22 protein-coding genes and 1 pseudogene are annotated in these 24380 nt (G+C 66.3%); 8 read left to right on the top strand and 15 right to left on the bottom strand.

Annotated elements, in window-relative coordinates; translation table 11 throughout:
* Nucleotides 1-165 precede the first annotated feature (165 nt).
* From AMD30_RS17685 to AMD30_RS17675, 3 genes are read left to right on the top strand one after another with little or no spacing between them, the layout of a single operon-like run.
* Nucleotides 166-2187: a flavin-containing monooxygenase gene (locus AMD30_RS17685; RefSeq protein WP_010844056.1), complete on the top strand. Its 2022-nt coding sequence runs from the start codon at nucleotides 166-168 to the stop codon at nucleotides 2185-2187.
* Between the two features lie 46 nt (nucleotides 2188-2233).
* Complete coding sequence (locus AMD30_RS17680; protein WP_010844055.1) at nucleotides 2234-4078, top strand: AMP-dependent synthetase/ligase; 1845 nt, start codon at nucleotides 2234-2236, stop codon at nucleotides 4076-4078.
* A 32-nt stretch (nucleotides 4079-4110) separates the two neighbouring features.
* On the top strand, nucleotides 4111-4458 hold the full coding sequence (locus AMD30_RS17675) for a hypothetical protein (RefSeq protein WP_010844054.1): 348 nt from the start codon (nucleotides 4111-4113) through the stop codon (nucleotides 4456-4458).
* A 44-nt stretch (nucleotides 4459-4502) separates the two neighbouring features.
* Here AMD30_RS17675 and AMD30_RS17670 read toward each other — a convergent pair.
* The 3 genes and pseudogenes from AMD30_RS17670 to AMD30_RS17660 form a co-directional block, all read right to left on the bottom strand.
* Nucleotides 4503-4838 (bottom strand): annotated as a pseudogene (locus tag AMD30_RS17670) (SDR family NAD(P)-dependent oxidoreductase).
* Between the two features lie 37 nt (nucleotides 4839-4875).
* Nucleotides 4876-5070 carry a ferredoxin gene (locus AMD30_RS17665; RefSeq protein ID WP_010844053.1) on the bottom strand — a complete coding sequence of 65 codons (195 nt, stop codon included), beginning with the start codon at nucleotides 5068-5070 and terminating at the stop codon, nucleotides 4876-4878.
* A gap of 93 nt (nucleotides 5071-5163) precedes the next feature.
* Nucleotides 5164-6483, bottom strand: coding sequence for an oxygenase MpaB family protein (locus AMD30_RS17660; protein WP_010844052.1), 1320 nt, complete (start codon nucleotides 6481-6483; stop codon nucleotides 5164-5166).
* Between the two features lie 170 nt (nucleotides 6484-6653).
* Here AMD30_RS17660 and AMD30_RS17655 point away from each other — a divergent pair, with 170 nt between their 5' ends.
* The 3 genes from AMD30_RS17655 (at nucleotide 6654) to AMD30_RS17645 (ending at nucleotide 9743) form a co-directional block, all read left to right on the top strand.
* A complete protein-coding gene (locus AMD30_RS17655) occupies nucleotides 6654-7463 on the top strand; it encodes an SDR family oxidoreductase (protein ID WP_010844051.1) in 810 nt (269 codons plus the stop codon).
* A gap of 63 nt (nucleotides 7464-7526) precedes the next feature.
* Nucleotides 7527-8771, top strand: a complete 1245-nt coding sequence (locus tag AMD30_RS17650) for a TetR/AcrR family transcriptional regulator (protein WP_055476518.1) — start codon at nucleotides 7527-7529, stop codon at nucleotides 8769-8771.
* Nucleotides 8772-8792: 21 nt separating this feature from the next.
* Nucleotides 8793-9743: an NADP-dependent oxidoreductase gene (locus AMD30_RS17645; protein ID WP_055476517.1), complete on the top strand. Its 951-nt coding sequence runs from the start codon at nucleotides 8793-8795 to the stop codon at nucleotides 9741-9743.
* A gap of 30 nt (nucleotides 9744-9773) precedes the next feature.
* Here AMD30_RS17645 and AMD30_RS17640 read toward each other — a convergent pair whose 3' ends face one another.
* From AMD30_RS17640 to AMD30_RS17625, 4 genes are all read right to left on the bottom strand, one after another.
* Nucleotides 9774-10538 carry an SDR family NAD(P)-dependent oxidoreductase gene (locus AMD30_RS17640; protein ID WP_010844048.1) on the bottom strand — a complete coding sequence of 255 codons (765 nt, stop codon included), beginning with the start codon at nucleotides 10536-10538 and terminating at the stop codon, nucleotides 9774-9776.
* Between the two features lie 21 nt (nucleotides 10539-10559).
* The gene (locus tag AMD30_RS17635; protein WP_231632767.1) at nucleotides 10560-11627 is read right to left on the bottom strand and encodes an ecdysteroid 22-kinase family protein; all 1068 of its coding nucleotides are present in this window, start codon (nucleotides 11625-11627) and stop codon (nucleotides 10560-10562) included.
* 130 nt (nucleotides 11628-11757) lie between these two features.
* Nucleotides 11758-12603, bottom strand: coding sequence for an enoyl-CoA hydratase-related protein (locus tag AMD30_RS17630; RefSeq protein ID WP_055476522.1), 846 nt, complete (start codon nucleotides 12601-12603; stop codon nucleotides 11758-11760).
* Nucleotides 12600-13412 carry a crotonase/enoyl-CoA hydratase family protein gene (locus tag AMD30_RS17625; RefSeq protein ID WP_010844045.1) on the bottom strand — a complete coding sequence of 271 codons (813 nt, stop codon included), beginning with the start codon at nucleotides 13410-13412 and terminating at the stop codon, nucleotides 12600-12602. The genes AMD30_RS17630 and AMD30_RS17625 overlap by 4 nt, the downstream gene beginning before the upstream one ends.
* Before the next feature lie 142 nt (nucleotides 13413-13554).
* Here AMD30_RS17625 and AMD30_RS17620 point away from each other — a divergent pair, with 142 nt between their 5' ends.
* Both AMD30_RS17620 and AMD30_RS17615 read left to right on the top strand, forming a co-directional pair.
* Complete coding sequence (locus tag AMD30_RS17620; protein ID WP_055476515.1) at nucleotides 13555-14343, top strand: SDR family NAD(P)-dependent oxidoreductase; 789 nt, start codon at nucleotides 13555-13557, stop codon at nucleotides 14341-14343.
* Nucleotides 14344-14426: 83 nt separating this feature from the next.
* Nucleotides 14427-15578, top strand: coding sequence for an acyl-CoA dehydrogenase family protein (locus AMD30_RS17615; RefSeq protein WP_055476514.1), 1152 nt, complete (start codon nucleotides 14427-14429; stop codon nucleotides 15576-15578).
* Nucleotides 15579-15630: 52 nt separating this feature from the next.
* On the opposite strand, the gene AMD30_RS17610 is transcribed toward AMD30_RS17615, so the two are convergent.
* From AMD30_RS17610 to AMD30_RS17575, 8 genes are all read right to left on the bottom strand, one after another.
* On the bottom strand, nucleotides 15631-16266 hold the full coding sequence (locus AMD30_RS17610; protein ID WP_055476513.1) for a TetR/AcrR family transcriptional regulator: 636 nt from the start codon (nucleotides 16264-16266) through the stop codon (nucleotides 15631-15633).
* A 168-nt stretch (nucleotides 16267-16434) separates the two neighbouring features.
* On the bottom strand, nucleotides 16435-17955 hold the full coding sequence (locus tag AMD30_RS17605; RefSeq protein WP_010844041.1) for a class I adenylate-forming enzyme family protein: 1521 nt from the start codon (nucleotides 17953-17955) through the stop codon (nucleotides 16435-16437).
* A gap of 128 nt (nucleotides 17956-18083) precedes the next feature.
* The gene (locus AMD30_RS17600; protein WP_010844040.1) at nucleotides 18084-19268 is read right to left on the bottom strand and encodes an aromatic ring-hydroxylating oxygenase subunit alpha; all 1185 of its coding nucleotides are present in this window, start codon (nucleotides 19266-19268) and stop codon (nucleotides 18084-18086) included.
* 210 nt (nucleotides 19269-19478) lie between these two features.
* Entirely contained in the window at nucleotides 19479-20708 is a 1230-nt protein-coding gene (locus AMD30_RS17595; RefSeq protein ID WP_010844039.1) for a cytochrome P450, read from the bottom strand.
* Nucleotides 20708-20941 (bottom strand): ferredoxin, encoded by a 234-nt coding sequence (locus AMD30_RS17590; RefSeq protein ID WP_014925232.1) that lies wholly within the window; start codon nucleotides 20939-20941, stop codon nucleotides 20708-20710. Before AMD30_RS17590 ends, AMD30_RS17595 begins: the two co-directional genes overlap by 1 nt.
* Nucleotides 20942-20943: 2 nt before the next feature.
* A complete protein-coding gene (locus AMD30_RS17585; protein ID WP_055476512.1) occupies nucleotides 20944-21813 on the bottom strand; it encodes an SDR family NAD(P)-dependent oxidoreductase in 870 nt (289 codons plus the stop codon).
* Nucleotides 21814-22191: 378 nt separating this feature from the next.
* Nucleotides 22192-23688, bottom strand: a complete 1497-nt coding sequence (locus AMD30_RS17580; RefSeq protein WP_035717989.1) for an aldehyde dehydrogenase — start codon at nucleotides 23686-23688, stop codon at nucleotides 22192-22194.
* Nucleotides 23689-23900: 212 nt separating this feature from the next.
* Complete coding sequence (locus AMD30_RS17575; RefSeq protein WP_055476511.1) at nucleotides 23901-24329, bottom strand: hypothetical protein; 429 nt, start codon at nucleotides 24327-24329, stop codon at nucleotides 23901-23903.
* Between the last annotated feature and the right edge of the window lie 51 nt (nucleotides 24330-24380).

The raw sequence follows: 24380 nt of genomic DNA, 5'->3' as shown, positions 1-24380 counted from the left end.
CGATCTGGCGAGACGATGGGTTGTCCGCAGAGAAGCCGCGAAAAATGCTGCGCAGCTGAGTCTTCCGGTCCCCGATAGTGCGCGGTGGAATCAGTCCCGGGTGCGACGGAGTCGGCCCGGAATTGTGATTGACACCACGTCTGAACAGATTGTATGGTCTAGCGTATGCCTGAGTCCAGTTCCCCCCGTCTCGTCCCCGACTGGAGCGACGCTCCCGAGGGTGCGTTCCGTCCGGACGCCGACTTCACCGACGACCAGGTCGCCGAAGCACTCGAGGGGGCGAACCTGCCCATCCTGCTGGGGTCGCTGGCACTGCTGACCGGTGACGACCGCTGGATCGAGGACCCGTTCCTGCCGACCGCCCCGCCCGATCTCGGCGACCATGACACCGGCGGATTCGAGGCCGAACTCGCGTCCCGCATCCGGCGCGAGGCGGCGGCGGTTCTCCGCTCGTGGCGCGACGGTGATCTCGAGGTCGCCGCCCCGCCGGCGCCCGAACGCCTGTCGCGCATCCTGTCGGTGATGCTCGCCGAGAGCTTGCCGGACGACTACGGACAGCTGCTGGGCGAGGAGATGGGCCTCTACCCACGCCATTCCGAACCCGCGAATACGCCGCCCCAGGACTTCCGGGTCGCCATCGTCGGGGCGGGGATCTCCGGACTCGCGATGGCGATCCGTCTGCAGCAGGCGGGAATCGACTACGTCCTCATCGACAAGAACGACGACGTGGGCGGTACCTGGCACGAAAACGTTTACCCGGGTTGCGGAGTCGACACGCCGAGCTATCTCTACGCACTGTCCTTCGACCAGAATCCGGACTGGTCCAGCTACTTCGCACCACAGAACGAACTCGCCGCATACTGGCGGGCACTGGCCGAGCGCCACGGCGTCCTCTCCCGCACGAGGTTCGCAACGGTCGTCGATCACGCCGAGTTCGACTCCACCGCGTCCCGCTGGACGCTCGACCTGCGCTCGACGGTCACCGGTGACGTCGAGACCCTCAGCGCCACAGCCGTCGTCAGCGCGGTCGGGCTCCTGAACCAGCCGAGCATCCCCGACCTGCCGGGCCTGTCGGACTTCCACGGGCCGGTACTGCACACCGCGCAGTGGGACCCGGCCGTCGACCTCCGGGGCAAGCGCGTCGCCGTCGTCGGCACGGGTGCGAGCGCCATGCAGTTCGTTCCGGCCGCCGCGGAGGAGGCAGCGGAAGTACGGGTCTTCCAGCGGACGCCGCAATGGGCGATGCCGCACCCACTCAAGGGTCGGGCAGTCGGCGAGACCGCCCACTGGCTCAACAAGCACGTACCGTTCTATCTGGCCTGGTACCGGGCGCGGTTGTTCTGGCGCATGGGCGACAAGGTCTGGCGGCTTCTGCAGGTGGATCGCGACTACCCGCATCTCGGGCGCGCGATCAACAAGGGAAATGACCGGCTCCGCGCCATGCTGACCGCGTACATCGAGAGCGAATTGGCCGGTCGCCCAGATCTTCTCGAGAAGAGCCTGCCTGACTACCCGCCGTACGGGAAGCGCCTGCTCATCGACGCCGGCTGGTTCCGGACGATCCGCCGCGACAACGTCGATCTGGTCACCACCGGGATCGACACCGTCACCGCGAGCGGGGTCCGCACCGAGGACGGGGCTGATTTCGACGCCGATGTACTGGTCCTCGCAACGGGATTCAAATCGGTGGACGTCCTCGGATCGATCACGGTCCGGGGCCGGAACGGGCAGACCCTCCGGGAGGCCTGGGGCGCCGACGACGGGCGGGCGCACCTCGGCATCACCGTGCCGGGCTTCCCCAACTTCTTCTGCCTGTACGGACCCAACACCAACACCGGCCACGGCGGAACCGTCATCGCCGGAACCGAGATGCAGATCCAATACGTGACGGCGCTGCTCAGCGCGATGGTCGACGAGGGATTGGAGACCGTCGAGGTCCGGCCCGAGGCGTTCGACGCCTACAACCGCGAGCTCGACGACGCACTCGAGGACACGGTGTGGCACTTCGGTGGCACCACGACGTACTACCGCAACGCGCGGGGCCGCATCGTCACCAACAGCCCGTGGCGGTACGTCGATTACTGGCGCCGGGTCCACGAGCCCGATCTGTCCGAGTACGTCACGACCCGCGCCGAGGCCACGGCGCACCAGCCGTCCTCCGACGGTGCCGAACAGCTCACCCACTGAGTCCAGTCACTCTCCCGTTTCCCCATCGCAATCGAGGCAGAACACGATGACCCAAGCACCCCAAGCCCCATCCGCACCCGTTGCCGCCCCGGGGATCTCGGCGACCACTCTGGTCGAGGCGTTTCAGGCGACGGCCGCAAGCCGGCGCGACCTGCCTGCCCTGATCGCCTTCGGCGAGGACCGGTGCCTCACCTGGTCGGAATACCGCACGGCGGTAGAGGACGTCGCGAGCGGACTCGCCGCCATCGGCGTCGGGCGCGGTGACACGGTGGCGATCATGCTGCCGAACAGTCCCGAATTCCACATCGTCGACATGGCGGTGCTGCACCTCGGCGCGACCCCGTTCTCGATCTACCTCACCTCCGCGCCGGACCAGATCAGCTACCTGTTCGACAACGCCGGCAACTCCGTCGTCGTCGCCGATCCCGCCTTCCTCGGAGTCCTCCAGCGCACTGCGGCGCCCGCCGTCAAGCACATCGTGATCACGGGTCCCGCCGACGAATCCACGGTGCACGACAACGGTCCCGCCACCATCACCTCACTCGACGATCTTCGTGACCGGCGTACGGCGGACTTCGATTTCGAGAAGACCTGGCGTTCGGTCGGTGCGAGCGACCTGGCCACGCTGATCTACACCTCCGGCACCACCGGAGATCCCAAGGGCGTCGAACTCACCCACGCCAACCTGATGTTCGTGATGTACACGTGCAACCTCCGGTTCCCGTTCGTCGCAGAGGGAGCCGCCATCAGCTACCTGCCCACCGCGCATGCCGCCGACCGGGTCTTCTCCCACTATCTGGCGACGGTCACGGGCTGGCCCATCACGACCGTCCGCGACGCGACGACCGTGTTCGCCGCAGTGGCGCAGGCGCGTCCCACCTGGTTCCTGGGTGTTCCACGGATCTGGGAGAAACTCCGCGCGGGTCTCATGGCGCGGTTCGCGGCGCTGCCGGACGGACAACGTGAAGCGACGTCGGACGCGGTGGACGCTGCGACCCGTCTCGTCCAGATCCAGCAGCGCCGGGAGCCGGTCCCCGCAGACCTCGAAGATGCGGTGGGTGCCGCGGACGAACGCGTCTTCGCCGGCCTGCGGGCCCAGCTCGGCCTGGACCGTGTCGAGCTGCTCATGACGGGCGCAGCGCCGATCGCACCTGCGGTACACGAGTTCTTTCTCGCACTCGGACTGCCGCTGCAAGAGGGTTTCGGGATGTCGGAGACCGGCGCGCTCGGGTTCACCAACATCCCCACCGACATCCGTGTGGGCAAAGTCGGCCTGGCACAACCGGGAACGGAAGCCAAGCTCGCCGACGACGGCGAACTCCTGCTGCGCGGCCCGCACGTCATGCGCGGCTACCGCAAGGCCCCCGAGAAGACCGCAGAAGCGATCGACGAGTTCGGCTGGCTCCACACCGGTGACATCGCCCAGATCGACGACGAGGGCTGGGTCACCATCGTCGACCGCAAGAAGGAACTCATCATCAACGCGGCCGGCAAGAACATGTCACCGGTCAACATCGAGAGCAAACTGAAGAGCGCCTCGCCGCTCATCGGTCAAGCGTGCGTGGTCGGTGACCGTCGTCCGTACAACGTGGCCCTCCTCGTGCTCGACCCCGATGCGGCACGCACTTTCGCCGCTTCGCACGGACTTGCCGACACATCGTCGGCAGACCTCGTCGAGAACGCGTCCCTGCGCACCGAGATCGACGAGGCGGTCGCACGGGCCAACGCGCAGCTCTCGCGCGTCGAGCAGATCAAGCAGTATCGCCTGCTCGCCGACGAGTGGCTGCCCGATTCGGAAGAACTCACCCCTACGATGAAACTCAAGCGACGCGGCGTCGCCACGAAGTACGCAGACATCATCGACGACATCTATTCATCCTCGGCCCGCTGATCTCGCGGCACTCGATGATCTGGAACAGCCCCATGAGAATTCGCGTCGAACCCAATACCGTTCGCGTCCACGAGCGAGCAGACCTGCGGACGCTGTCGGTCAGCACCACGCTGGACGGCACAGAGACCTCGGAGCAGTTGCGTCGACGAGGGATCGGCTATGTCGACGGCGACTCCGCACACATCAACTCGATGTGGCTGCAGTCCCTGGGCGAGGACCGACGATGGCACGACGACCTCCGCGAACTGTTCTCGTTCGCGGAATGCCATGGGTGGTTCGACGGTGTCTACCTCCGGGCACGGCTGGAGACCACGCCGGTTCCGGACGTCAGGCCGGTACCTCGGTTCAGGCCGCGGTCGCGCGCCGACGCGTCTCGGTGACCCGACGAACGGACTCGTCGCCGGGTCACCGGGAAGAGCGGAATCTACTGCGCTGTCAGACCCGCGTCGATGACGTGCTCCATACCGCTGATGTATGACGAGTCATCGGAGGCCAGGAAGAGGACCAGTTTGGACACCTCTTAGGGTTCGGCCATCCGCCGGAGGGGAATCGACGGAACGATTCCGCCGCCATCGGCACCGCTCGCGGCCGCCATCATCGGGGTCTTGATATAGCCGGGATGGACCGAGTTCACCCGGATGTTGTCGGGACCGTATTGCACGGCAACATGTTTGGTCATCCCGCGCGAGGCGAACTTGCTGCCCACGTAGGCGACATTCGGGGACCCGACGATGGATACCATGCCCGCGGTCGAGGAGATGTTGTCCTCTTCGCTGAGTTCCAGGGTGGGCGCGACCTCAACCCTCGACTCGGAGCGCTCGCATCGGGCAGTCGTCGACCGCCTCCTCGATCTGTTGGCGGTAGGCCTCGAGAGGTCCGGGTGGGTCGAGCAGATGCACCTTGCCGTCGTCACCCACCTCGAACACCTCGGACGCGGCGGCTTCACACGCACCCAGCCCGAAACAGGCCGGTAGGTCGATGGTCACCTTCATGTCGGATACCTCGGTACTTCGGGACGGGACGGTTACGGACGAACCCCGAGCAGGTGGTGCGGGGTCCTGGGACTCCCCGCACCACCAGGCTCGTCAGCCCGCCGATCGCATCGATGCCTTCGGGACCTTGCCCTTGTTGGCTGCGATGTCTTTCGTCAGCGTGTCCGGGTCGGCGACTTCGGCAGACTTCCCGCCCTCCGGCGTGGCGATCGCCGTGGTGAACTGCCTGAGGGTCTTGAAGGCCTTCGCCTCGTCGTCGTGAGGCAGCTTTCGCGCCACCCGGTCAAAGGCCTTGACCAGCGGGCGAACTGTCGGCAGCGCGAAACGCCACGGGGTGCGTTCCACGTCGAGCATCTCGCTGACGTAGTCGGGCTGCCAGTTCCGGATCAGCGCCCACGCCAGATGCCGCCGCCGCTCGGTGGTCATGAACGCGGCCACCGGTCCGGGCAGGATCTCCACGTCACCCGGCGGCTTCTCGGTGCTGTACTCGATGATCGTCTTGACCACGTCTCGGCAGAGGTCGTCGGCCGGCAGCTCGATGAGCTTGTGGAAGTTCACCTTCATCCGGGCGTCGTCGGGGTTTGTGTGCAGCACGGCCTCGGGCACCCCGATCACCCAACCCACATACCGGCACAACGCGAAGATGTCCTCTTCTTCCCGATCGCTGATGCTGATCCCCGAGGCGCGGACACCGTCGACGAACTGCGTGCCGAACTGTCCCGCCTGGGTGTTCATCGAATCGAGGTTGCTGATCGGCAGTCCCCAACTGGGCCAATCCCAATGCGGAGAATGGCTCAGCGTGTGCCGCACCGCCGCGTGGATCATGCGCACCTTGGCGGTCAGGCGAAAACCGTCCTGATCACGGCGCATGCCGCCGGGGGTGTGCGCGGCGACGACGTAGCGGAAGCTCTCGGTCAGTCTGCCACCGACGGCCGACTCATCCTTCAGACGGCCGCTGAACAGAACCGGCCGCGTCGAGCTGTACATCGAAAAGCCGGCTCCGATGGACGAATACGTCAGGACCATGCCGGCCACCGAGCCGACTCGCCAGTATGCGACGGCACCCCGATACAGCTGGTCGAAGTCCACCCAGTCCGGGATGTGGTCGAGCTGTTCGAACAATCCGACCAGGCCGTCCGAGGGATCGTCGAGCGAATCGATGCCGTGGTCGAGGGCCTGCTCGAACATCTTCCAGGACGCGTTCTTCGACTTGTCCTTGAAATCCAGGAATGCGCGGTAGGCGTGATCGTCGCCGAGGAGGGCATGATCGGTCATGCGCTCCACGTAGTCACGGCCGTACTTCATCACGGCTTCCTGTCGATTGTTGATGCGTCCGAGGTCGATGCCGCGGGGCAATCCCTCGGGCACATCGAGCGAACCCTCGCGTATCTGCGGAATGAGTTGAGCGGTCACGATATTCCTCCTTGCGGTTCTTGCGGCTGAGGCCCGGGAGCCGGGTTTGCGCGGCCTGGTCTGGACTATGACCTCGCACTGGTTGCGACGCTAGTTGTGCTCCAAAACACAGTCAACGTGTCCGAACACGGTGTATGGTCGGCCGTACACCGACCGTTCGAGGAGCACCCATGACCCGGAATTCGCCATACCCACTGTTCGACATCACCGGCGCCCGAGCGCTCGTGACCGGCGGAACGAGCGGAATCGGGCTGATGATCGCCGAGGGCTTCGCCGCAGCCGGCGCACGCGTCATCGTGTCATCACGCAAGCAGGCCGGCGTCGATGCCGCGGTGGCGCGGTTGTCGGAGTCGGGTTCGGCCACGGGGATCGTCGGCGACGTCTCCGATCCCGGATCTGCGCGCGCACTGGCCACGCAGGTGCTGGCCGAGGACGAACGACTCGACATCGTCGTGAACAACGCGGGCGTGACCTGGGGTGCTCCTCTTGAGGAGTTCCCCGACGCGGGATGGGACAAGGTGATGCACACCAACCTCGAAGGCGTCTTCCACCTCACCGTCGCACTGCTCCCCGGACTACGCAGTGCCGCACGTGAATCCGGTCGCGCCACGATCATCAACATCGGCTCGACCGATGGGATCAACGTGCCGGAGATGGACAGCTTCAGCTATGGGGCGAGCAAGGCGGGCCTCCATCACCTCACCAGGCATCTGGCGAAAAAGCTTGCCACCGAATCGATCACCGTCAACGCGATTGCACCGGGTCCGTTCGAGAGCCGGATGATGCGGTTCGTCACCGAGAATCCCGAGGCGCTCGACAGGGTGGTCGACGGAATCCCCTTGGGCCGCCTCGGCGAACCCGACGACATCGCGGCTCTCAGCATCTTCCTCGCCAGCGCCGCCGGGAAGTACATGACGGGTTCGGTGATCCCCCTCGACGGCGGGATAGTCGGATGCGGCAGTTCGGCGAAGCTGAGTTGAGCGGTGCGGGTCGCTCGCGGGTCGGCGCGAGGTCGTAGAGAGCCGAGGCCATCGGACGCAACCGTGGCCTCGTTCTTCTCCGCGACGGAGGACTTGTTGGCGCACAAGTCGTTCGAGGACGTGACGATAGCCGACATCATCTCCGGGACACCGCATTCCCGGTCGGCCTTCTATCACCACTTCGCCGGGAAGTACGACGTCCTGGTCGCCCTCGCCGAGCTCGTGCTCGCCGAGTCCTACGACGGCCCGCAACTGTGGGATACCGCGCCGGGTCGCGCCCGGTCACACGGAATGCGGGCGAGCATCGCGCCCACGCTGAACATGTGGGCGACACACGGCGGGGTCATCGGTGCGGTCGTCGAGCACATGCACTCCAACCCGGACGTCGAGACGGTGTGGCGCCCCACGTTCGACCGGTTCGTCACGGGGGTCGCAGAGCAGATCCGACACGAACGCGATTGCGGTCGCGCGCCCGATGGCGCACCGGCGGAGATGATCGCCACCGTGCTCGTCTGTGGCATCGAACGCGTCATGTACGTCTGCACACGCCGACTCGATCCGCATCTCCCGGCCCTCTCGTCCGCGGTCGACGCGGTGCACTGGCTCACCCGCTCGGTCCTGCGACCCCCGGACCCGACAGACGGCGCGACCGCGGATCGCATCACAACGCCCACGGTGGAGCGACCCGGGTGGGCCCGGCCAGAGGCCGAGCAGCCCGCCGCCGCGGAGGCCGACACGAGGTCGACCGCGATCCTGGACTCGCTCCGCGAATTGTTGCTGGAACTTCCTCTCGACAAGCTCAGCGTCGCGCGAATCGTGCAGCGGGCGGGTCTGTCCCGGTCGACGTTCTACTTCTATTTCGACAACAAGAACGCGGTGTTCGCCGAACTCTACCGAGAGGTGGCCGCCTCGACGGTCGAACGACTCAAGGCACTCGACACCATCGACCGTGCCGACAGATCCGCTGTTCGTACGGTGCTGCGGGAGTGGCTACGGATAGATGCCCAGACCACGTCGGTGATGACGAGCGCGCTGCTCGAGTGGCCCAGGCGGCCCGAACTCCGCGAGGTCTACCGGGAGGGGATCTCACAGATGGCCGACTATCTGGCGCACACGATCACCACTGATCGGCGATCCGGGATCGCCGTCGCCGGCCCGCCGGCCGACGAACTCGCCGCCGTGATCCTGTGGACCATCGAGAGATCGATCGCGGGCGCACTGGCCGGTGACGACAACCTCACCGACCTGGACCAGGTCACCGACTTTCTCGGAGAGTTGCTGACCACAGCTGTATACGGACGACCCTGAATCCCAGAGAAAGGCTCACTCATGCGCGCAGTTGTCATACCCCGGTTCGGCCCTCCGGATGTCCTCGAGGTCCGCGAGGTCGACGTACGTCCTCCGCGCGAGGGCGAAGTGCGGATCGCAGTGCGGGCCGCGGCCGTCAACCCCACCGACATCGCAACGCGCAGCGGTCTCGTGGCCGCCGCATACGAACAGTTCGATCCCCCCTATATCGCGGGTATGGATGCCGCCGGGGTGATCGAGTCGGCCGGCCCGGGCTCGTCGTCGAACCGGTTCGCGGTGGGCGATGAGGTCATGGGAATCGTGATGCCCCGCCGGCAAGAGGGCGGGGCGCACTCCGAGCTGATCGTGACGCCCGCGGCCGCAGTGGTACACAAGCCGTCGGCGCTCACGGTGGAAGAAGCGGCGATGCTGCCGATGAACGGACTGACCGCACTCGAAGCACTCAGCATCCTGGACCTGCAACCCGGTGCCACACTGGCGATCACGGGCGGGGCGGGCCATCTCGCCGCATTCGTGATGACACTCGCCCGACGGGCCGGTGTCCGCGTCATCGCCGACGGCCGTCCCGAGGAGGCGGACACCATCAGGAGTCACGGTGCAGACGAGGTCGTAGCACGGGGACCCGGTGTCGAGCAGCGCATCCGGGCGGCCGCGGGGGGCGGCGTCGACGGGGTGCTCGACACCGCGCTGATCGGCTCGTCGCTGTACCCGTGCATCGCCGACGGCGGCGTTCTGGCGTGCGTACGCACCTTCACCGGCGCGCCACCGGAACGCGGCATCCGGGTCCGCGAGGTGTGGGTGCGTGAACGCCTCTCGGACACTGCGGGACTCGAGCAGCTGGCCGCCCTCGCAGACCAGGGGGTCTTCGGTTTCCTCGACGTTGCCGGGCGATTCACACCGGACGAGGCAGCCGATGCCCATCGGATGATCGAAGCAGGCGGAGTACGGGGGCGCCCGCTCATCATCTTCTGACCGGCGGACGCCCCCGAGCTCGTTGGCCCGTCACATCGGCGACGACGTGAACCCGCCGTCGAGGACGTAGGTCAGACCGGTCACCCAGTCGCCCGCATCCTCGGCGAGATGGGTGACCGCACGGGCGACGTCGTCCGGCCTGCCGAGGCGGCCCTGGTGCTGGGTGAAGAACTCGTGTGCGTCGACGCCCCCGGACGCCGCCTGAAACGCCTCCATCAGATTGTCCGACAACGCGGTCTCGACGAAAGCCGGTGCGACACAGTTGACCCGGATGTTCGCCGGGCGCAGTTCCACTGCCGTGGTCCGTGTCAGATTGATGACCGCTGCCTTCGTGGCGGCGTAGCCGCCGATCATGGGCATCCCGTTGGTGCCGGCCGACGACGCGGTGTTCACGATGGCTCCGCCGCCGCGGGCGGCCAGATGCGGCACCGCCGCCTTGATCCCGTGGAAGACTCCCTTGAGATTCACCGCGATCATCCGATCGAAGTCCTCAGCGGTCAGTTCGGTGACCGGCGCGAGGATCGCGATGCCCGCGTTGTTCACCATGACGTCGAGGCCACCGAATTCGTCGACGGCCCTTCCGATCACCGCTTCGACCTGCGCCGCATCGGTGACGTCGACCTCGGCGCCGACAGCGGTGTCACCGATGTCTCCCGCGACCCGGGCCGCCGCGTCCCCGTCGATGTCGGCCACCAGCACCCGTGCGCCCTGTGCGGCGAATCTGCGGGCGATCGCCGCGCCGATCCCACCACCGGCACCCGTCACGACCACCGATTTGTTGTCGAAAGTTGTCATTTATCAGTCCTTTTCTCGTGATCAGGCGAGCAGCATGCCGATGGGGTCGTGGTCCTCGAGCGCGGCGCCGTAACGGTGGGCCATCGCCTCGACCACTTCGGATGGCTGCATCACCGTCGGGACACACATCCACGCGAAGCCGTGCAAGGTATGGAGTCGGTAGTCGTACCAGGCACTTTCGTCGTCCAGCCGCGGCCCGCCGTGACCGGCGAGCGCATCGATGTAGTGCCGCAGTAGTTCCCGCTCGCGAGTGCGGCGGTCGTCGATGGAGAGTGCCGAACCCATGAAGTAGGAGACGTCGTGTGCCCACGGCGCCAGGCAGGCGGTCTGCCAGTCCAAGAACGCCGGGGCACTGTTCGGCACGCGATAGAGCTGGGCGAAGTGTGCATCGCCGTGGTTGATGGTGTGCACGGCGGCGTCGTCGAGTTCCCACAATCTCGCGAATCCTCGTCGTACACGCGCATCGTCACGAAGGCCTGCCGACAGATCAGGAACTTCAGGACGCTCGATGAGCGGGTGGAACACCTCGGGACTCAACATCACGTCGAACGCATCGCGCGCCGCCTTGGCGCCCACCGGAAGCCATGCTCGCTCACCCTTGGTGCTTCCCCAGAGCGCCGCATGCCACTTCGCCTGGACCTCCAGCGTCGTCGCGATGTCGTCGATCGGCCACAGATCGGTCGCCTGACCGAACTCGGCACCACGTGCGGTCAGGTCCTCCATGATGATGACGCCCTGATCGTGCTCGGTCGCCGAATAGAAACTCGCCGGGACCTCGGCGGCGAAGTCCGGAGCGAGATCCCGGTAGAAATGACCCTCCAACTCGTAGGCCGGTCCCAGTCCGTACGCGCGGCTCCGTTCGTCGAAGCCACCCTTCACGCATACGTGAGAGGGGATGGCCCGTTCATTGATCGAGAATTCGAGCGTCGCGAAGACCTTGGTGGCCGAACCCCAGATGATCCGGGAGATGTCCACACCGAGGACGCTCACCGCGGCGTCACTAGTGGTCAGCGCGTGGCTGAACCACCCAGGGGTCAGTTCGTCGACCGAGTACGGGAGCTGGGTCGAATGTGTCGTGGCTTGCGTCATGAACGCGACCATACGCAGTGTCTATATATGGTGTCAATCACACTGCGGGGTCTGAGTGGCGTGGGTAACCGGCCACACTCAGGGCCGCACGGAGCGTGCCGCCCAGTCCACGATCACTCTCCGCCCGGCGTCAGGCATCGGCTTCGATCCCGGACACGCGATCCGGGAACCGCGGGGGCCGTTTGCCGAGGAAGGACTCCACACCCTCCTGCACGTCCGCCGACAAGCCGCGCCGATACAGGACCTCGGACTCGGCCTGGTGCGCCTCTTCCGGACCGGAGGCGCCGAGCGCGCGCCACAGCAGCGATCGCGTCAGTGCAACCGAGACCGGCGCCGTCCCTGCGGTCATCTCCTCCGCGATCTCGAGGGCTCGCGCGAGCACCTGATCCGCGGGCACGACCTCGCGCACCAGGCCGCGGTCGAGGGCCTCGCCGACCGGCACCATGCGCCCACCCAGGGTCCATTCCGCAGCAGTCGAGATACCGACGACCCGAGGAAGGAACCAGGTGGAGCATGCTTCGGGTACGAGCCCGCGACGGGTGAACACGAATCCGAATTTCGCCGTGTCCGAGGCGATCCGGACGTCGGCCGGAAGGGTCATGGTGACTCCCACACCCGCGGCGGGACCGTTGATCGCGGCGATGACCGGCTTCTTCGACCGGTAGATGCGCAGAGCCACCTGCCCGCCCGCGTCGGCCGGGAATGAGCCGTCGGCACCCTTGTCCTCGGGCAGGAACGTGTCGCCACCGCTTGCGAGATCCGCTCCGGCACAGAAGGCCCGGCCGGTTCCGGTGAGGACGACCGCTCGCACGTCGTCGTCTGCGTCGCAGGTGTCGAAGGCCGCGATGAGTTGTGCGCGGATGTCCTCGGTGAAGGCATTCAGTCGTTCCGGCCGGTTCAGGCGAACGACCGCAACGGCGCCCACTCGCTCGACGATCACGACACCGGACTCGGTCACCTGCGCCACCCCGGTCATCGGCCGCTCCACTTCGGTGCACGCTTCTCGGCGAAGGCGCGGGGCCCTTCCCGCGCGTCGGCGCTGGAGAACACCGTCCGGATGGCCGAGGCGTTGACCTGCCACGAATCGTCGTCCCACCCGCGCTGGGACTTCGACGTCTCGTGCATCACCCGCTTGCTCTCCGAGACGGCGACGGGCGCGTTGGCCGCGATCAGGGCCGCGAGTTCGAGTGCGACGGCAAGGGCGGTACCCGCAGGCGCGACCCGATTGACCAGCCCCAGTTCGTACGCCCGCCGGGCGGAGATCGGCGCCCCGGTGAGTGCGATCTCGGCGGCGACCTTCTGCGGGACCTGCCGGTGGATTCTCAGCAGTCCGCCGGCGGCGGCGATGAGACCCCGCCGCACCTCGGGCAGACCGACCGATGCCTCCTCGTCGATCACCGCGAGGTCGGCCGCGAGCACGATCTCGGTTCCACCGCCGAGCGCGAAACCGTTGACCGCCGCGATCACCGGTTTCGCGATGTGATGTCGCACGATGCCGGCGAAATCCCATTCACGGTGTTCCGGGTCGTCGATACGGTTACCCGCCGCGATCTCTTTCAGGTCGGCGCCGGCACAGAACGCCCGTCCCGCACCGGTCAGGACGACGACGCGCACCTCCGGGTCGAGCGCCGCCTTCTCGAGGGCCGCGCCGGCGCCGACGGAGAGTGCCGAGTTCACGGCGTTCATCGCCTCGGGCCGGTTGAGGGTGATGACCGCGATGTGTTCGCGCACTTCGTAGTCGACCACGGATGAACCGTGCCCGGAATCGGTCTCGCCTGCTGTCATGAGCATCCTCCTGGATTCGTGATCCGCACTCGTGGACAGGAGGGTCGCACGGCCCGGCATCTCGTTAAACCTTATTCTGTTAGATTAAATCCGACAACCTCGGTGCATTTGCCCGCGGGGTCGTTCAGACGAGAGGAGACCCATGGACACGCACCCGTCCGCCCCGACAACCCCGTTGCTGGACCTGTTCCGACTGGACGGACGCGTGGCGATCGTGACCGGCGCGGGCTCCGGACTCGGCGCGGGGTTCGCCCGTGCACTCGCCGAAGCGGGAGCCGACGTGGTCATGACCGGTCGCCGGCCCGAACCGCTGCGCGAGTCGGCCGACGATGTACGTGCGCTCGGCCGGCGCGCGCTCGAGATCCCGTCCGATGTCACCGATCCGGACCGATGCGACGAGGTGGTCCGGGCCGCGATGGAGCATTTCGGGCGCGTCGACATCCTGGTGAACAACGCCGGACTCACCCACTCCGCCCCGGCCACCCGCGAACTGCCCGAGGACTTCCGGGCGGTGCTCGATGTCAATCTTTTGGGCACCTACTGGATGGCGCGCTCATGCGCCCGGGTGATGGAGCCCGGATCGAGCATCGTCAACGTCGGCAGCATGCTCGGTCTCATCAAGTCCGCGCTGCCGCAGGCGGCGTATTCCTCGAGCAAGGCCGGTGTCGTCGGCCTGACCCGAGACCTGTCCAACCAGTGGTCGGGTCGTAAGGGAATCCGGGTCAATGCGATCGCACCCGGTTTCGTCGAGACCGACATGATCGCCGAGATGTCGGACGGCGCTCGCGCCGACTTCCTCCACGGCTGCCCCCTCGGACGGATGGGCACACAGCGCGAAATCGACGCCGCCGTACTCTTTCTCGCCAGTCCGGCCGCGTCGTACATCACCGGATCGATCCTGGCCGTCGACGGCGGGACCTCTGGACACTGACCGTTTCCCCGGCTTCACCGCGGCGCCGGGCACTTCCCGGCATCAACCGCACCAGCACCAGCACCAGCACCACAGGAGAACCAATGCAGACAGACCTCTTCGACGCCGACCACGAGCTGTTCCGGGATTCGGTACGCGCTTTCGTGACCAGACATGTCGTCCCCAAGATGGAGAAATGGGATGCCGACCGCCTGATCGATCGCGAGACATGGCGTGCGGCGGGAGCGCAGGGCATCCTCGGTCTCGCGGTGCCGCTCGAATACGGCGGCCCCGGCGAGACGGACTACTGCTTCCGCGTCGCCATCCAGACCGAGATCGCGAGAGTGGGCGCCTCGGCACTGCAGTCCGGTTTCTCCACCAATGACGACATCGTGCTGAATTACCTACTCCGCCATGCCGATGACGAGCAGAAGAAGCGCTGGGTGCCGGGTTTCGTCACCGGCGACACCATCGGCGCGATCGCGATGACCGAGCCCGCGGCCGGCAGCGACCTGCGCGCGATCACCACCACGGCGCGACGCGACGGCACCGACTGGGTCATCAACGGTTCGAAGACCTTCATCACCAGCGGCATCCTCGCCGATCTCGTGATCGTATTCGCCAGGACCGATGCGGATGCCGGCTCACGCGGATTCAGCCTGTTCGTCGTCGAGGACGGGACACCGGGTTTCACGCGGGGCCGCAAACTCGACAAGGTCGGCCTCCATGCCCAGGACACCGCCGAACTGTCGTTCGACGAGGTACGCGTACCCGCCACGAGCCTCCTCGGTGAGGAAGGATCGGGGTTCGCCTACCTGATGCAGAGCCTGCCGCTGGAGCGGCTCGGAATCGGCATCGCCGCGCAGGTGTCGGCCGAGGCCGTCTTCGAGTGGACCCTCTCGTATATCAAGGAGCGCAAGGCCTTCGGCAAGCGGGTCGGCGAGTTCCAGGGACTCGGGTTCACCCTCGCCGAACTCCGCACGGCGATCGAGGTCTCCCGGGCGTACATCGACCGGTGCGTGCGGGAGTACAACCGGGGAACCCTCACCGCGGTCGACGCCGCCAAGGCCAAGCTGTGGGCCACCGAACTGCAGGACAAGGTCATCGACGCGGGCGTGCAGCTCCACGGCGGATACGGCTACATGATGGAGTACCCGGTGGCGAAGGCGTACATCGACGCACGTATCCAGCGGATCTACGGCGGGACCAACGAGATCATGAAAGAGATCATCCACCGGGATCTGATCCGGGGTTAGGCGCCGGTCGCCGGACTCGACACCACCGGGTCCGGCGACATGCCTTCCGCGGTCAGCGTTTCAGCTCGGCCGCGGGCACCGCGCTCGGCATGAACGCCGGAAGCACGAAATCGCGCAACATCTCCCGATGCTGGGGGTCGTCGGGCCGATCGAAATCCAGTCGGCCGACGAGGATGAACTGGACCAGCGCGATCCACTCGGCGATCTTCTCCTTGTCGAGATCCCGCCGTATTTCGCCACGGTCCATCGCACGCTCGATGATCGGGTCCCACATCTCGGCGGTCAACCGAGCCGCAAGGCCCGAACTCCCGACCAGGGATTCGGCCAACTGCATGTGCTCCGGACTCACCAGGATCCGGATGAGCGGGTCGCGACGGCCTCGCTCGACCAGAAAGATCAGACCCTCGACGAGCTGCTCGGAGAACGTCTCGTGCTCGAGGAGATACTTGCGCGCCTTCTCGAACAGGGTTCGTGAGCGCCGCTCGATCAAGGCCGACATGAGGGCGTCGCGGTCCTTGAAATACCGGTAGACGGTCGGGCGTGAGACGCCGGCCTCTCGACCGATGTCGTCCATCGTCGTCTTCGCGACGCCGTACCGCTGGAACACGCGCTCGGCGGCCACCATGATCTGTTTACGGGCTTCGTCGACGTCCTCGCTGAGGACGTTGCCCGTCTTCCTTCGCGCCACGTCTACCTCCCGGGGACAATGATACAAGATACAGATCGCGTTCTGTGTCCGCGTATCGCGCAAATCGGGGACGGTCGTGCCATGCTACCCGCCGGCCTCGACGCCGGAGACGACAAACGACCGGGTCGTGGCGCTTGTGCACCACGACGCCGGCCGCTGCGGACTGGCTCAACGGACGCGATCGAACCTCGTGTCGACGTCCTTGTACTCGTCCCGGATCACGGTCTTGGCGATCTTCCCGCTGGGCAGACGGGGCAGCGGATCCTGCCGGATGACCACGTAGCGCGGAACCTTGAAGTCGGCCAGCACCTGCTTGCAGTGCTCCACGATGGTCGTCGCCTCCATGTCCTCGGAGACGGTCACGATCGCTGCGGGGGTCTCGCCGAATCTGTCGTCGTGCGCGGCGATGACGGCGACTTCCTCGACCCCGTCGATGGCACCGATCGCGATCTCGAGTTCCACCGGCGAGATGTTGATGCCGCCGGAGATGATCAGGTCCTTGAGCCGATCGACGAACTGGACCCGCCCGTCTTCATCCGCCACACCGAGATCTCCGCTGTGCAACCATCCGTCCCGGATGGCCTCCGCGGTGGTCTCGGGATCGTTCCAGTAACCGGGCGTCACACCCGGGCCGCGTACGACGAGCTCACCCTCCTCGCCCGGCGCGGCCGGCTCGCCCGCGGAGTTGAACACCTTGACCTCGGTGAAGATCGACCCGGTGCCACACCGGTCCGGGAACTCCAGGGCCTCCTCGCGTACGGTCGCCGTGGCCACTCCCCCGGCCTCGGTCATGCCGTAGATCTGGCGGAGCAGTACGCCCTTGTCCGACCACCGCTTCAGCAGTTGTCCGGGCACCGCCGCCCCGCCCACGATGGCGGTCTTGACCGAACTCAGATCCGCGTCGGCGAACTCCGGAGCCCGCGAGATGGCCTCGAAGATCAGCGGGACGCCGAAAATCGCCTGCACGGAATGCTTTTCGAGAAGTGTGACGGCGTTGGACGGATTGAGCTCGGGTTCGACGATCAGCGTGCCACCCAGAACGGTGGTGATCAGCAGTCCGTACACGAGCCCCGGGGTGAAGGCCAGCGGGAGTACCAGCAGCGTGGTCGTCCCCGGCCGGAAACCCTCCTCGGTCAGCGTGTTCTCGAGGACGATCGACATCAGGGTGCGGTTGGTGAGGATGACGCCTTTGGACAGTCCGGTCGATCCACTGGTGAACAAGACCGTGGTCGGCTCGTCGGGTTCGAGATCGACCCGGAAGTCATCTGCGCCACCGGTTCGCATCGCGTCGAACTCGGCGAACGGGACGACCGAGAACGGCGCGCCGACCGCCGAGGTGTCCTCGGCGAGCTGCTCGAACCCGGGTGCCACGATCACGACGCCGATCCCGGCATCGTCGACGATCTTGCGCAGCTCAGCGGGACGGTACCGGCTGTTGAGCGGCACCAGCACGCCACCGGACTTGAGTACGCCGAGGGCCGCGGCCGGCCACTCCAGCGAGTTCGGACCGAGCAGGCCGACGCGATCGCCGGGTGCGACCCCCTTGGTCTCCACGAGGAGGCGCGCGATGCGACTGCTCCAGTCCCGCAGTGCGCGGTACGAGAGCTCCGCGCCGGAGAACACCACCGCGGTGGTGTCGCCTTTGGTGCGGGCCCACCAATCGAGTGCTTTGCCGATTGTTGCGGTCATGTTCGTTCTTTCCTCTGTGTACCAAGGGATCTGCGGTGGATCGTCATTCGCTGCGAGGCGTCTGACGTGGACAGGATAAATCCGACGTTCGGCGGTCGGGACGCTTTTCGGCGACCCGACCGCGATCGTCAGGCGTTGCGTTCGGCGCGGCCTTGCGCGACGAGTTTCTTGGTCTCCCGGCGGAAGACCTGGTTGGCGATCTCGTTGCGACCGAGCAGCATGTCGCCGGCATCCGCGCTGCCCATGCCTCGCTGCGAGTCGCGCAGCAGGGGGAAATCCTCCTGATGCAGCACCGCGATCAGGATCTCCCAGTTCTTGTTCCAGATCCGGTCCCACTTCTCCGGCGTCATCCCGCTGTCCTCGACCTTCGGCACCAGGAGCCGCTGCTCCATCCGCGACTTCGTCGGGTCGGTGGGATGCGGCCGGAAGGTCAAGAGCTGGAAGTGGTCCGGCTGGCGCAGCAGGGTGCTGTTGGGCAACAGGAAGTGGGTCTCGGTGACGTACTTGTCGAGCGGGATGTCACCGGGGTCCTCTTCGAGGAACCGGTCGATCGATTTACGCGGCGCGATGAACCGGCAGTGCCGGCCGAAGTCCTCGAACGCCATCACGTTGGTGTGGATGATCTTGCCGGCGGTGTTCGGGTGGGCGTACTGGATGTGGTAGCCATCCAGGAACGCGTCCTGCATGATCTTCCAGTTGGTGGGTTCGTCGAATCCACCCGCCCGGAAACACACGAGTTTGTCCATCTCGTACTCGGCGAGCATCGGATCGATGTCGGGTCCGAGCCACGCCGCGACGTCGATCTCGGCGTGTGCGTTGTCCACCACCCAGATGAAGCCGTGGCGCTCTTCGGTGGGGATCTCGATGAGTCCGTGCTCTTTTCGGTCCACCTCGCCGAACGTCGCGTCGCGTGTGATCGTCCGCAGCGAACCGTCCGGATCGTAGGACCACCGGTGGTAACCGCACGAGAAGATCCGGCAGCGGCCCTTCTCGCTCTGCTCCAGCATCGCTCCGCGGTGCCGGCACAGATTCACGAAAGACTTGACACTTCCGTCCTTCTGACGCACCACGATGATGTTGTTGCGCGGCATCTGCACGGTGACGAAGTCATTCGGACGCGAGATCTCGCTTCCATGCGCGACGATCGACGGCACGCGACCGAAGATGTGGTCGCGCTCGTCCTTGGCGAGCACCGGATCGGTGAACTCGTCGGGCTCGAACTGCACGAGCTCGTCGAACTTGTCCGTCGTCTCGTTGCGCAAGAGTTCGAGCGCACGTCGGATTCGATCCTGACGGGGAAGCGAAGTGGTCATGATTCCCTCCGTGATGGAGCGGTTGTTGCGAGTGGGAGCGTGCTCGCCCGGGCCGGGACGACACTCCTTAAACCTACAGTAATAAGTTTTAACGAGCAATCGGCCGTCGGGCGGTGCCGCATCGTGCGCGGACGTGAAACCGGTGCGGCGGGCGAGGACGGCAACCCGCCGCACCGGTGGTCGACGACCGCTCGTCGAGGAGACCGGCGGTCAGGATTCCGGCGTGAAACGGATCGGCATCCGCACACAACCCCGGACCTGGCTTGCGTGGAAGACCGGCGGGTCGGACGCGACCAGCTGGTAATCCGGGATGCGACGGTGGATCTCCTCGAGGGCGATGGTCAGCTCGATACGGGCCAGATGCGAGCCCAGGCAACGGTGCGCACCGCCGCCGAAAGCGAGGTGACGGTTCGGTTTCCGGGTCAGATCGAGCTCGTCCGGTTCGTCGAACTCCTCACCGTCCCGATTGGCCGAGCACAGCATGAGGATGAGTTGCTCACCCTCGGCGATCGTCACCCCGCCCAGTTCGACGTCCCGCGTGGCACGCCGCCCGGGAACGACGGCGGCCTCGATGCGCAGGATCTCCTCCACGGCCGTCGGGATCATGTCCGGGTCGTCGACGATGCTCTGTCGCTGCTCGGGGTTGTTCACCAGGTGGACGATGGCCCACGCCAGCGAGCCCTGGACGGTGTGCAGTCCCGCGATGAGCAGCAGGAAGAACATCCGGTTCAGCTCTTCGTCGGTGAGGAGGCGCAGTCCGTCCTCCATCTCCACCTCGGTGTGGATGAGCTGCGAGGTGACGTCGTCACCCGGGTTCGCGCGGCGCTCGTCGACCATCTTCTGGAAGTAGCCGAGCATCTGCATGCCGGCGATGCCGCGCGCCTCGAGCGACTCCTCCTCGGTGCCACCCGGCTTGCCGAAGAGGACGACGTCGGTGGCCTCGGTGAACAGCGGTGCGTCCTCGATCGGCCAGTCCATCAGGGCCAGAAAGATTCGCGCCGGCAGTTCATGGGCGAACTCCGAGATGTACTCGGCCTCACCCTTGGGCGCGAAACCGTCGAGCAGATCGTTGACGACGACCCGGATGCTGTCCGACAACGTCTTCATGCGTGCGGGACCGAACAGCGGCTGCAGTGCTTTGCGGTAGCCGGTGTGCTCCGGCGGGTCCAGCTCGATCGGGATGAACTTGCCGAACGCCTCGTTGGTCACGAGGTTGTTGGGGTAGCTGGAGAAGGTCTCTGCGTCGCGCAGAACCTCGTGGATCTCGCTGTAGCGGGTCACGATCCAGTGGCCGCCGTGGGCGGTGGAATAGACCACCGGGCCCTTGGCCGCGAGGTCTGCTGCGAGTTCCTGGAATCGATCGATCGGGGCTGCGATGGACTGGTCGTACACGTCGAAGTCGACGGTGACGTCCTCGCGGGACCGTTCCGTAGTTGTCATCACTGGTCCTTGGGAGTGGGGGCTTCGGTGGTCTGCAGCGCCAGTGCGCGTTCTGGACACATGGCGACGGCTTCTTGGGCCAGAGCCGCTTCGCCCGGCGCGAGAGGGCGTTCGGGCACCACGGGGTCGCCCTGATCATCGGCATCGATCAGATCAGGGGCGACCCCGTAGCAGAGGCCGTGCCCGGCGCACGCCACGCGATCCACGGTGAGAGTGCTGGGCTGAGGGGACATGGTCAGGCGTTCGGGTTCTTCTGGTCGAGGTCCTCGGGGAACCACATACCCACGCGGGAAAGCGTTCCGCCATCCGCCGAGCTGATGACCTGACCGGACATGTAGGCCGCATCGTCCGAGGCGAGGAACAGGGCGATCTTGGCGTTGTCGACCAGTGACGGCGGACGGTTGAGCTTCAGCGGAATCGGGGACACGTACGGATCCCACGGTCCCGCAACCTCTTCGTAGGACTGCCCGACGACCGGCGAACCCGCGGGCATCAGGAAGTTGGGCGACATACCGTGCACCGGCGCGATGCCGTTCACCCGGATACCGTAGGGGCCCAGGTCGAGGCTCAGGCCGCGGACGAGGCCGTTGACCCCGGCCTTGGTCGCCGAGTAGAGCGCGATCTGGTGGTATGCGAGGAACGATGCGGCCGACGAGGTGGCGATGATGGTGCCACCGCCGTTGCGCTTGAGCGCGGGCACCGCCGCCTGGGCGGTGAAGATCACGCCGCTGAGATTCACACCGAGGACGTTGTTCCAGTCTTCTTCGGTGAGGTCCTCGAAGTTCACCTGCTCGCCGCCGGCGACGCTGGGGACGCCGCCGCGAGACACCACTCCGGCGTTGGCCCAGGCGATGTCGAGCTTGCCGAAGTGCGCGACGGTCTGATCGACCGCGGCCGTGATGTCGGGCTTGCTGGCGACGTCCGCGGTGATGGCGATGGCTTCGCCACCCTGCTGCTCGACGAGCTTCGCGCTCTGCTCGGCACGATCTCCGTCGATGTCGACGATGGCGATCTTGGCACCCTCGGCGGCGAACAGCTGCGACGACTGCCTGCCGAGGCCGGAACCCGCGCCGGTGATGAGCGCAACTTTGCCTTCGAGTTTCATGAGTTCGATTCCTTGCTTCGATGGAGAGAGCGGATGCCGCCCGAGATGCCTTCTCGGACAACTCGACACCGCGCGGATCACGGAGTGGTGGGTGATGCTGGAGGCTGTCCGTACTGTGACGCCCGCCACCCCCGTATCACCACGGTAAGCCGAAAGACATGAGACGTCAAGCGATATTTGTCAGCAGCTTGGGAAGTCGAGAAGCACGTTGCCGCACTGTGTTACGTCCACCGAGCCGAGCGGACGACGACCGCACGACACGGGATGAGGGCATGGCGAAACGGCGTGACAGAAGGCCACGCCGTCGCGTACGCGGACCTGCCGGCGTGGCGATCCCGGTGGGATCGCCACGCCCGCAGGTTTATTCGGTTATGGAGGTCAGGCGGACGGCTGTGGTGCCGGGAGATGAACGGTCTTCAGCTCGAAGAACTCCTCGAGCCCTTCGGGGCCACCCTCGCGACCCACACCCGACTGCTTGTACCCGCCGAACGGGAGCGTGAAGTCGATGACCGAGGTGTTCACGTTCACGGTTCCGGTCCGGATACGTTGCGCCACTTCGAATCCGTGCTCCACGTCCGAGGTGAACACCGCACCCGACAGGCCGTACTCGGAATCGTTGGCGATGGCCACGGCGTCGTCCTCGTCCTCGTAGGTGATGATCGAGATGACCGGACCGAAGACCTCTTCCTGCGCGATGGTCATGTCGTTGCGCACGTTGTCGACGATCGTCGGCTGGACGAAGAACCCCTGATCGCCGACGCGCTCACCGCCGTAGACGATCTCGGCGCCGTCCTTCTTGGCCGCCTCGATGTAACCCTCCACCCGGTCCCGCTGCCGCGCGGAGGTCAGCGGTCCCAGGAAATTCGTTTCCTCCCAAGGGTTTCCGATGGGAATCAGGCCCAGGGCGGCTTTGTACGCCTCCACGATCTCATCGTGGCGCGACCGCGAGACCAGCACGCGCGTCAGGGCGATGCAGGCCTGTCCGGATTGCAGGCAACCCGCCATCGGCAGGTTCTGCATCACCGTGTTCAGGTCGGCGTCGTCGAGGATGATGGCCGCCGACTTGCCGCCGAGCTCCAGCGAGACCTTCGCGACCCGATCGCCGGCGAGGTTCATGATCCGGCGGCCGGTCGCGGTGCTCCCGGTGAACGTGATGTGGTCGACCCGTGGATCGGTCACGAGCGCCTCGGACACCTCGCGATCGGCGACGACCACGCTGAGAACGCCTTCGGGGATCACACCCTCGTCGACGAGTTCACCGACCACGTCGGCGAAAACCGACGGCGACAGGGGCGCCTCGGGCGAGGTCTTGAGTACCACCGAGCACCCGGCGGCGAGGGCCGGGATCACCTTGAAGGCGATCGTCCCGATCGGGCCGTTCCACGGGATGATGGCCGCGACCACGCCGCTCGGCTCCTTGAGGATGCGGGAGATCCCGCCGTCGGCCCGCGTCCGATCCTCGCGGAGTGTCACCTTGCGAGCCTCCTCGGCCACCGCGCGGAACAGTCCGACCGTCATCTGCTGCGTCATCGCGCTCACCGGGACGGGCACGCCGACCTCGACGATGCCCAGCGTCGTCAGCTCGGCGGTCCGGGCTTCGAGCCGGTCGGCGATCGTGTCGATGACCGCGGCACGCTCGGCAATGGGCTTGCGCGCCCACTCACCCTTGTCGAAGGAGGTGCGGGCCGCCTCGACCGCACGCCCCATGTCCTCGGCCGTCGCGGCCCGGACCCGGGCGGCGGTGCGTTCGAAGTACGAGTCGACGACCTCGATCCACTCGTCGCCGGTCGATTCGACCCAGCGGCCGCCGATGAACACCTTCTCGCGATCGGACACGGTGGCGAGCGGATCGGTCACTTGTTCTGTGATTGTCATGAAAGGCAGTTCTCCCTCGAGGAATACGCGGCGACCAGCGCGGACCACACCGTTGCGCCGCCTGTGAAGCGGGTCACAACGCAGCTTAATAACCGAAAGGTGTTAGGTCAACAGCTGACATCTTGTGTCCGATGTATCGCAGCTTCCCGTGGGGGCACAGCCGGGGTGGATCGGGCGGTCGTGACCGATCGACGACGAGGGAGCGGCGCGGGCTACTCCACGTTGACGAGATAGAAGACCGACGACCCGCCGCCCGCGGCCTGCGGGGACGCGCCGATCTGGACCCAGTAGGTCGCGCCCTCCTTGGTCGCGGACATGACGACGACGGACTGGCCGCCCTCGGTCGACCGATGCGACTCGGCGAAGCCGGCCTCGGTCAGCGTCTCGGTCGCGGCCTCGAGTTGATTGCCGGCATTGACCGGACCCTGCACCGTGACCTCCCAGCCGTCGGAGCGACGGCCACCGGCGGAGAGCACGTGACCGTCGATCAGAGGCACCTGCGTGACCGGGAAATCCGACGGCAGCTGGACGCCGTCCGGACCGGCCTGTTCCTCGTCCGCACAACCCGCGACGAGGCCGAATACCAGCAGGGCAGCGGCGGTGATGACGGCGGTACGCCGGAGCCAGTCGAACCGGAACATACGGGCAACGGTAAAGTAGCGACCGCGGGTGTTCGCCCGTGACACCCCGCC

Origin of the sequence: Gordonia sp. HS-NH1, from assembly GCF_001418765.1 — a bacterium.
Lineage (GTDB): Bacteria > Actinomycetota > Actinomycetes > Mycobacteriales > Mycobacteriaceae > Gordonia.
The sequence above is the reverse complement of the archived record's forward strand: the minus strand, read 5'-3'. Positions and strand labels throughout refer to the sequence as shown.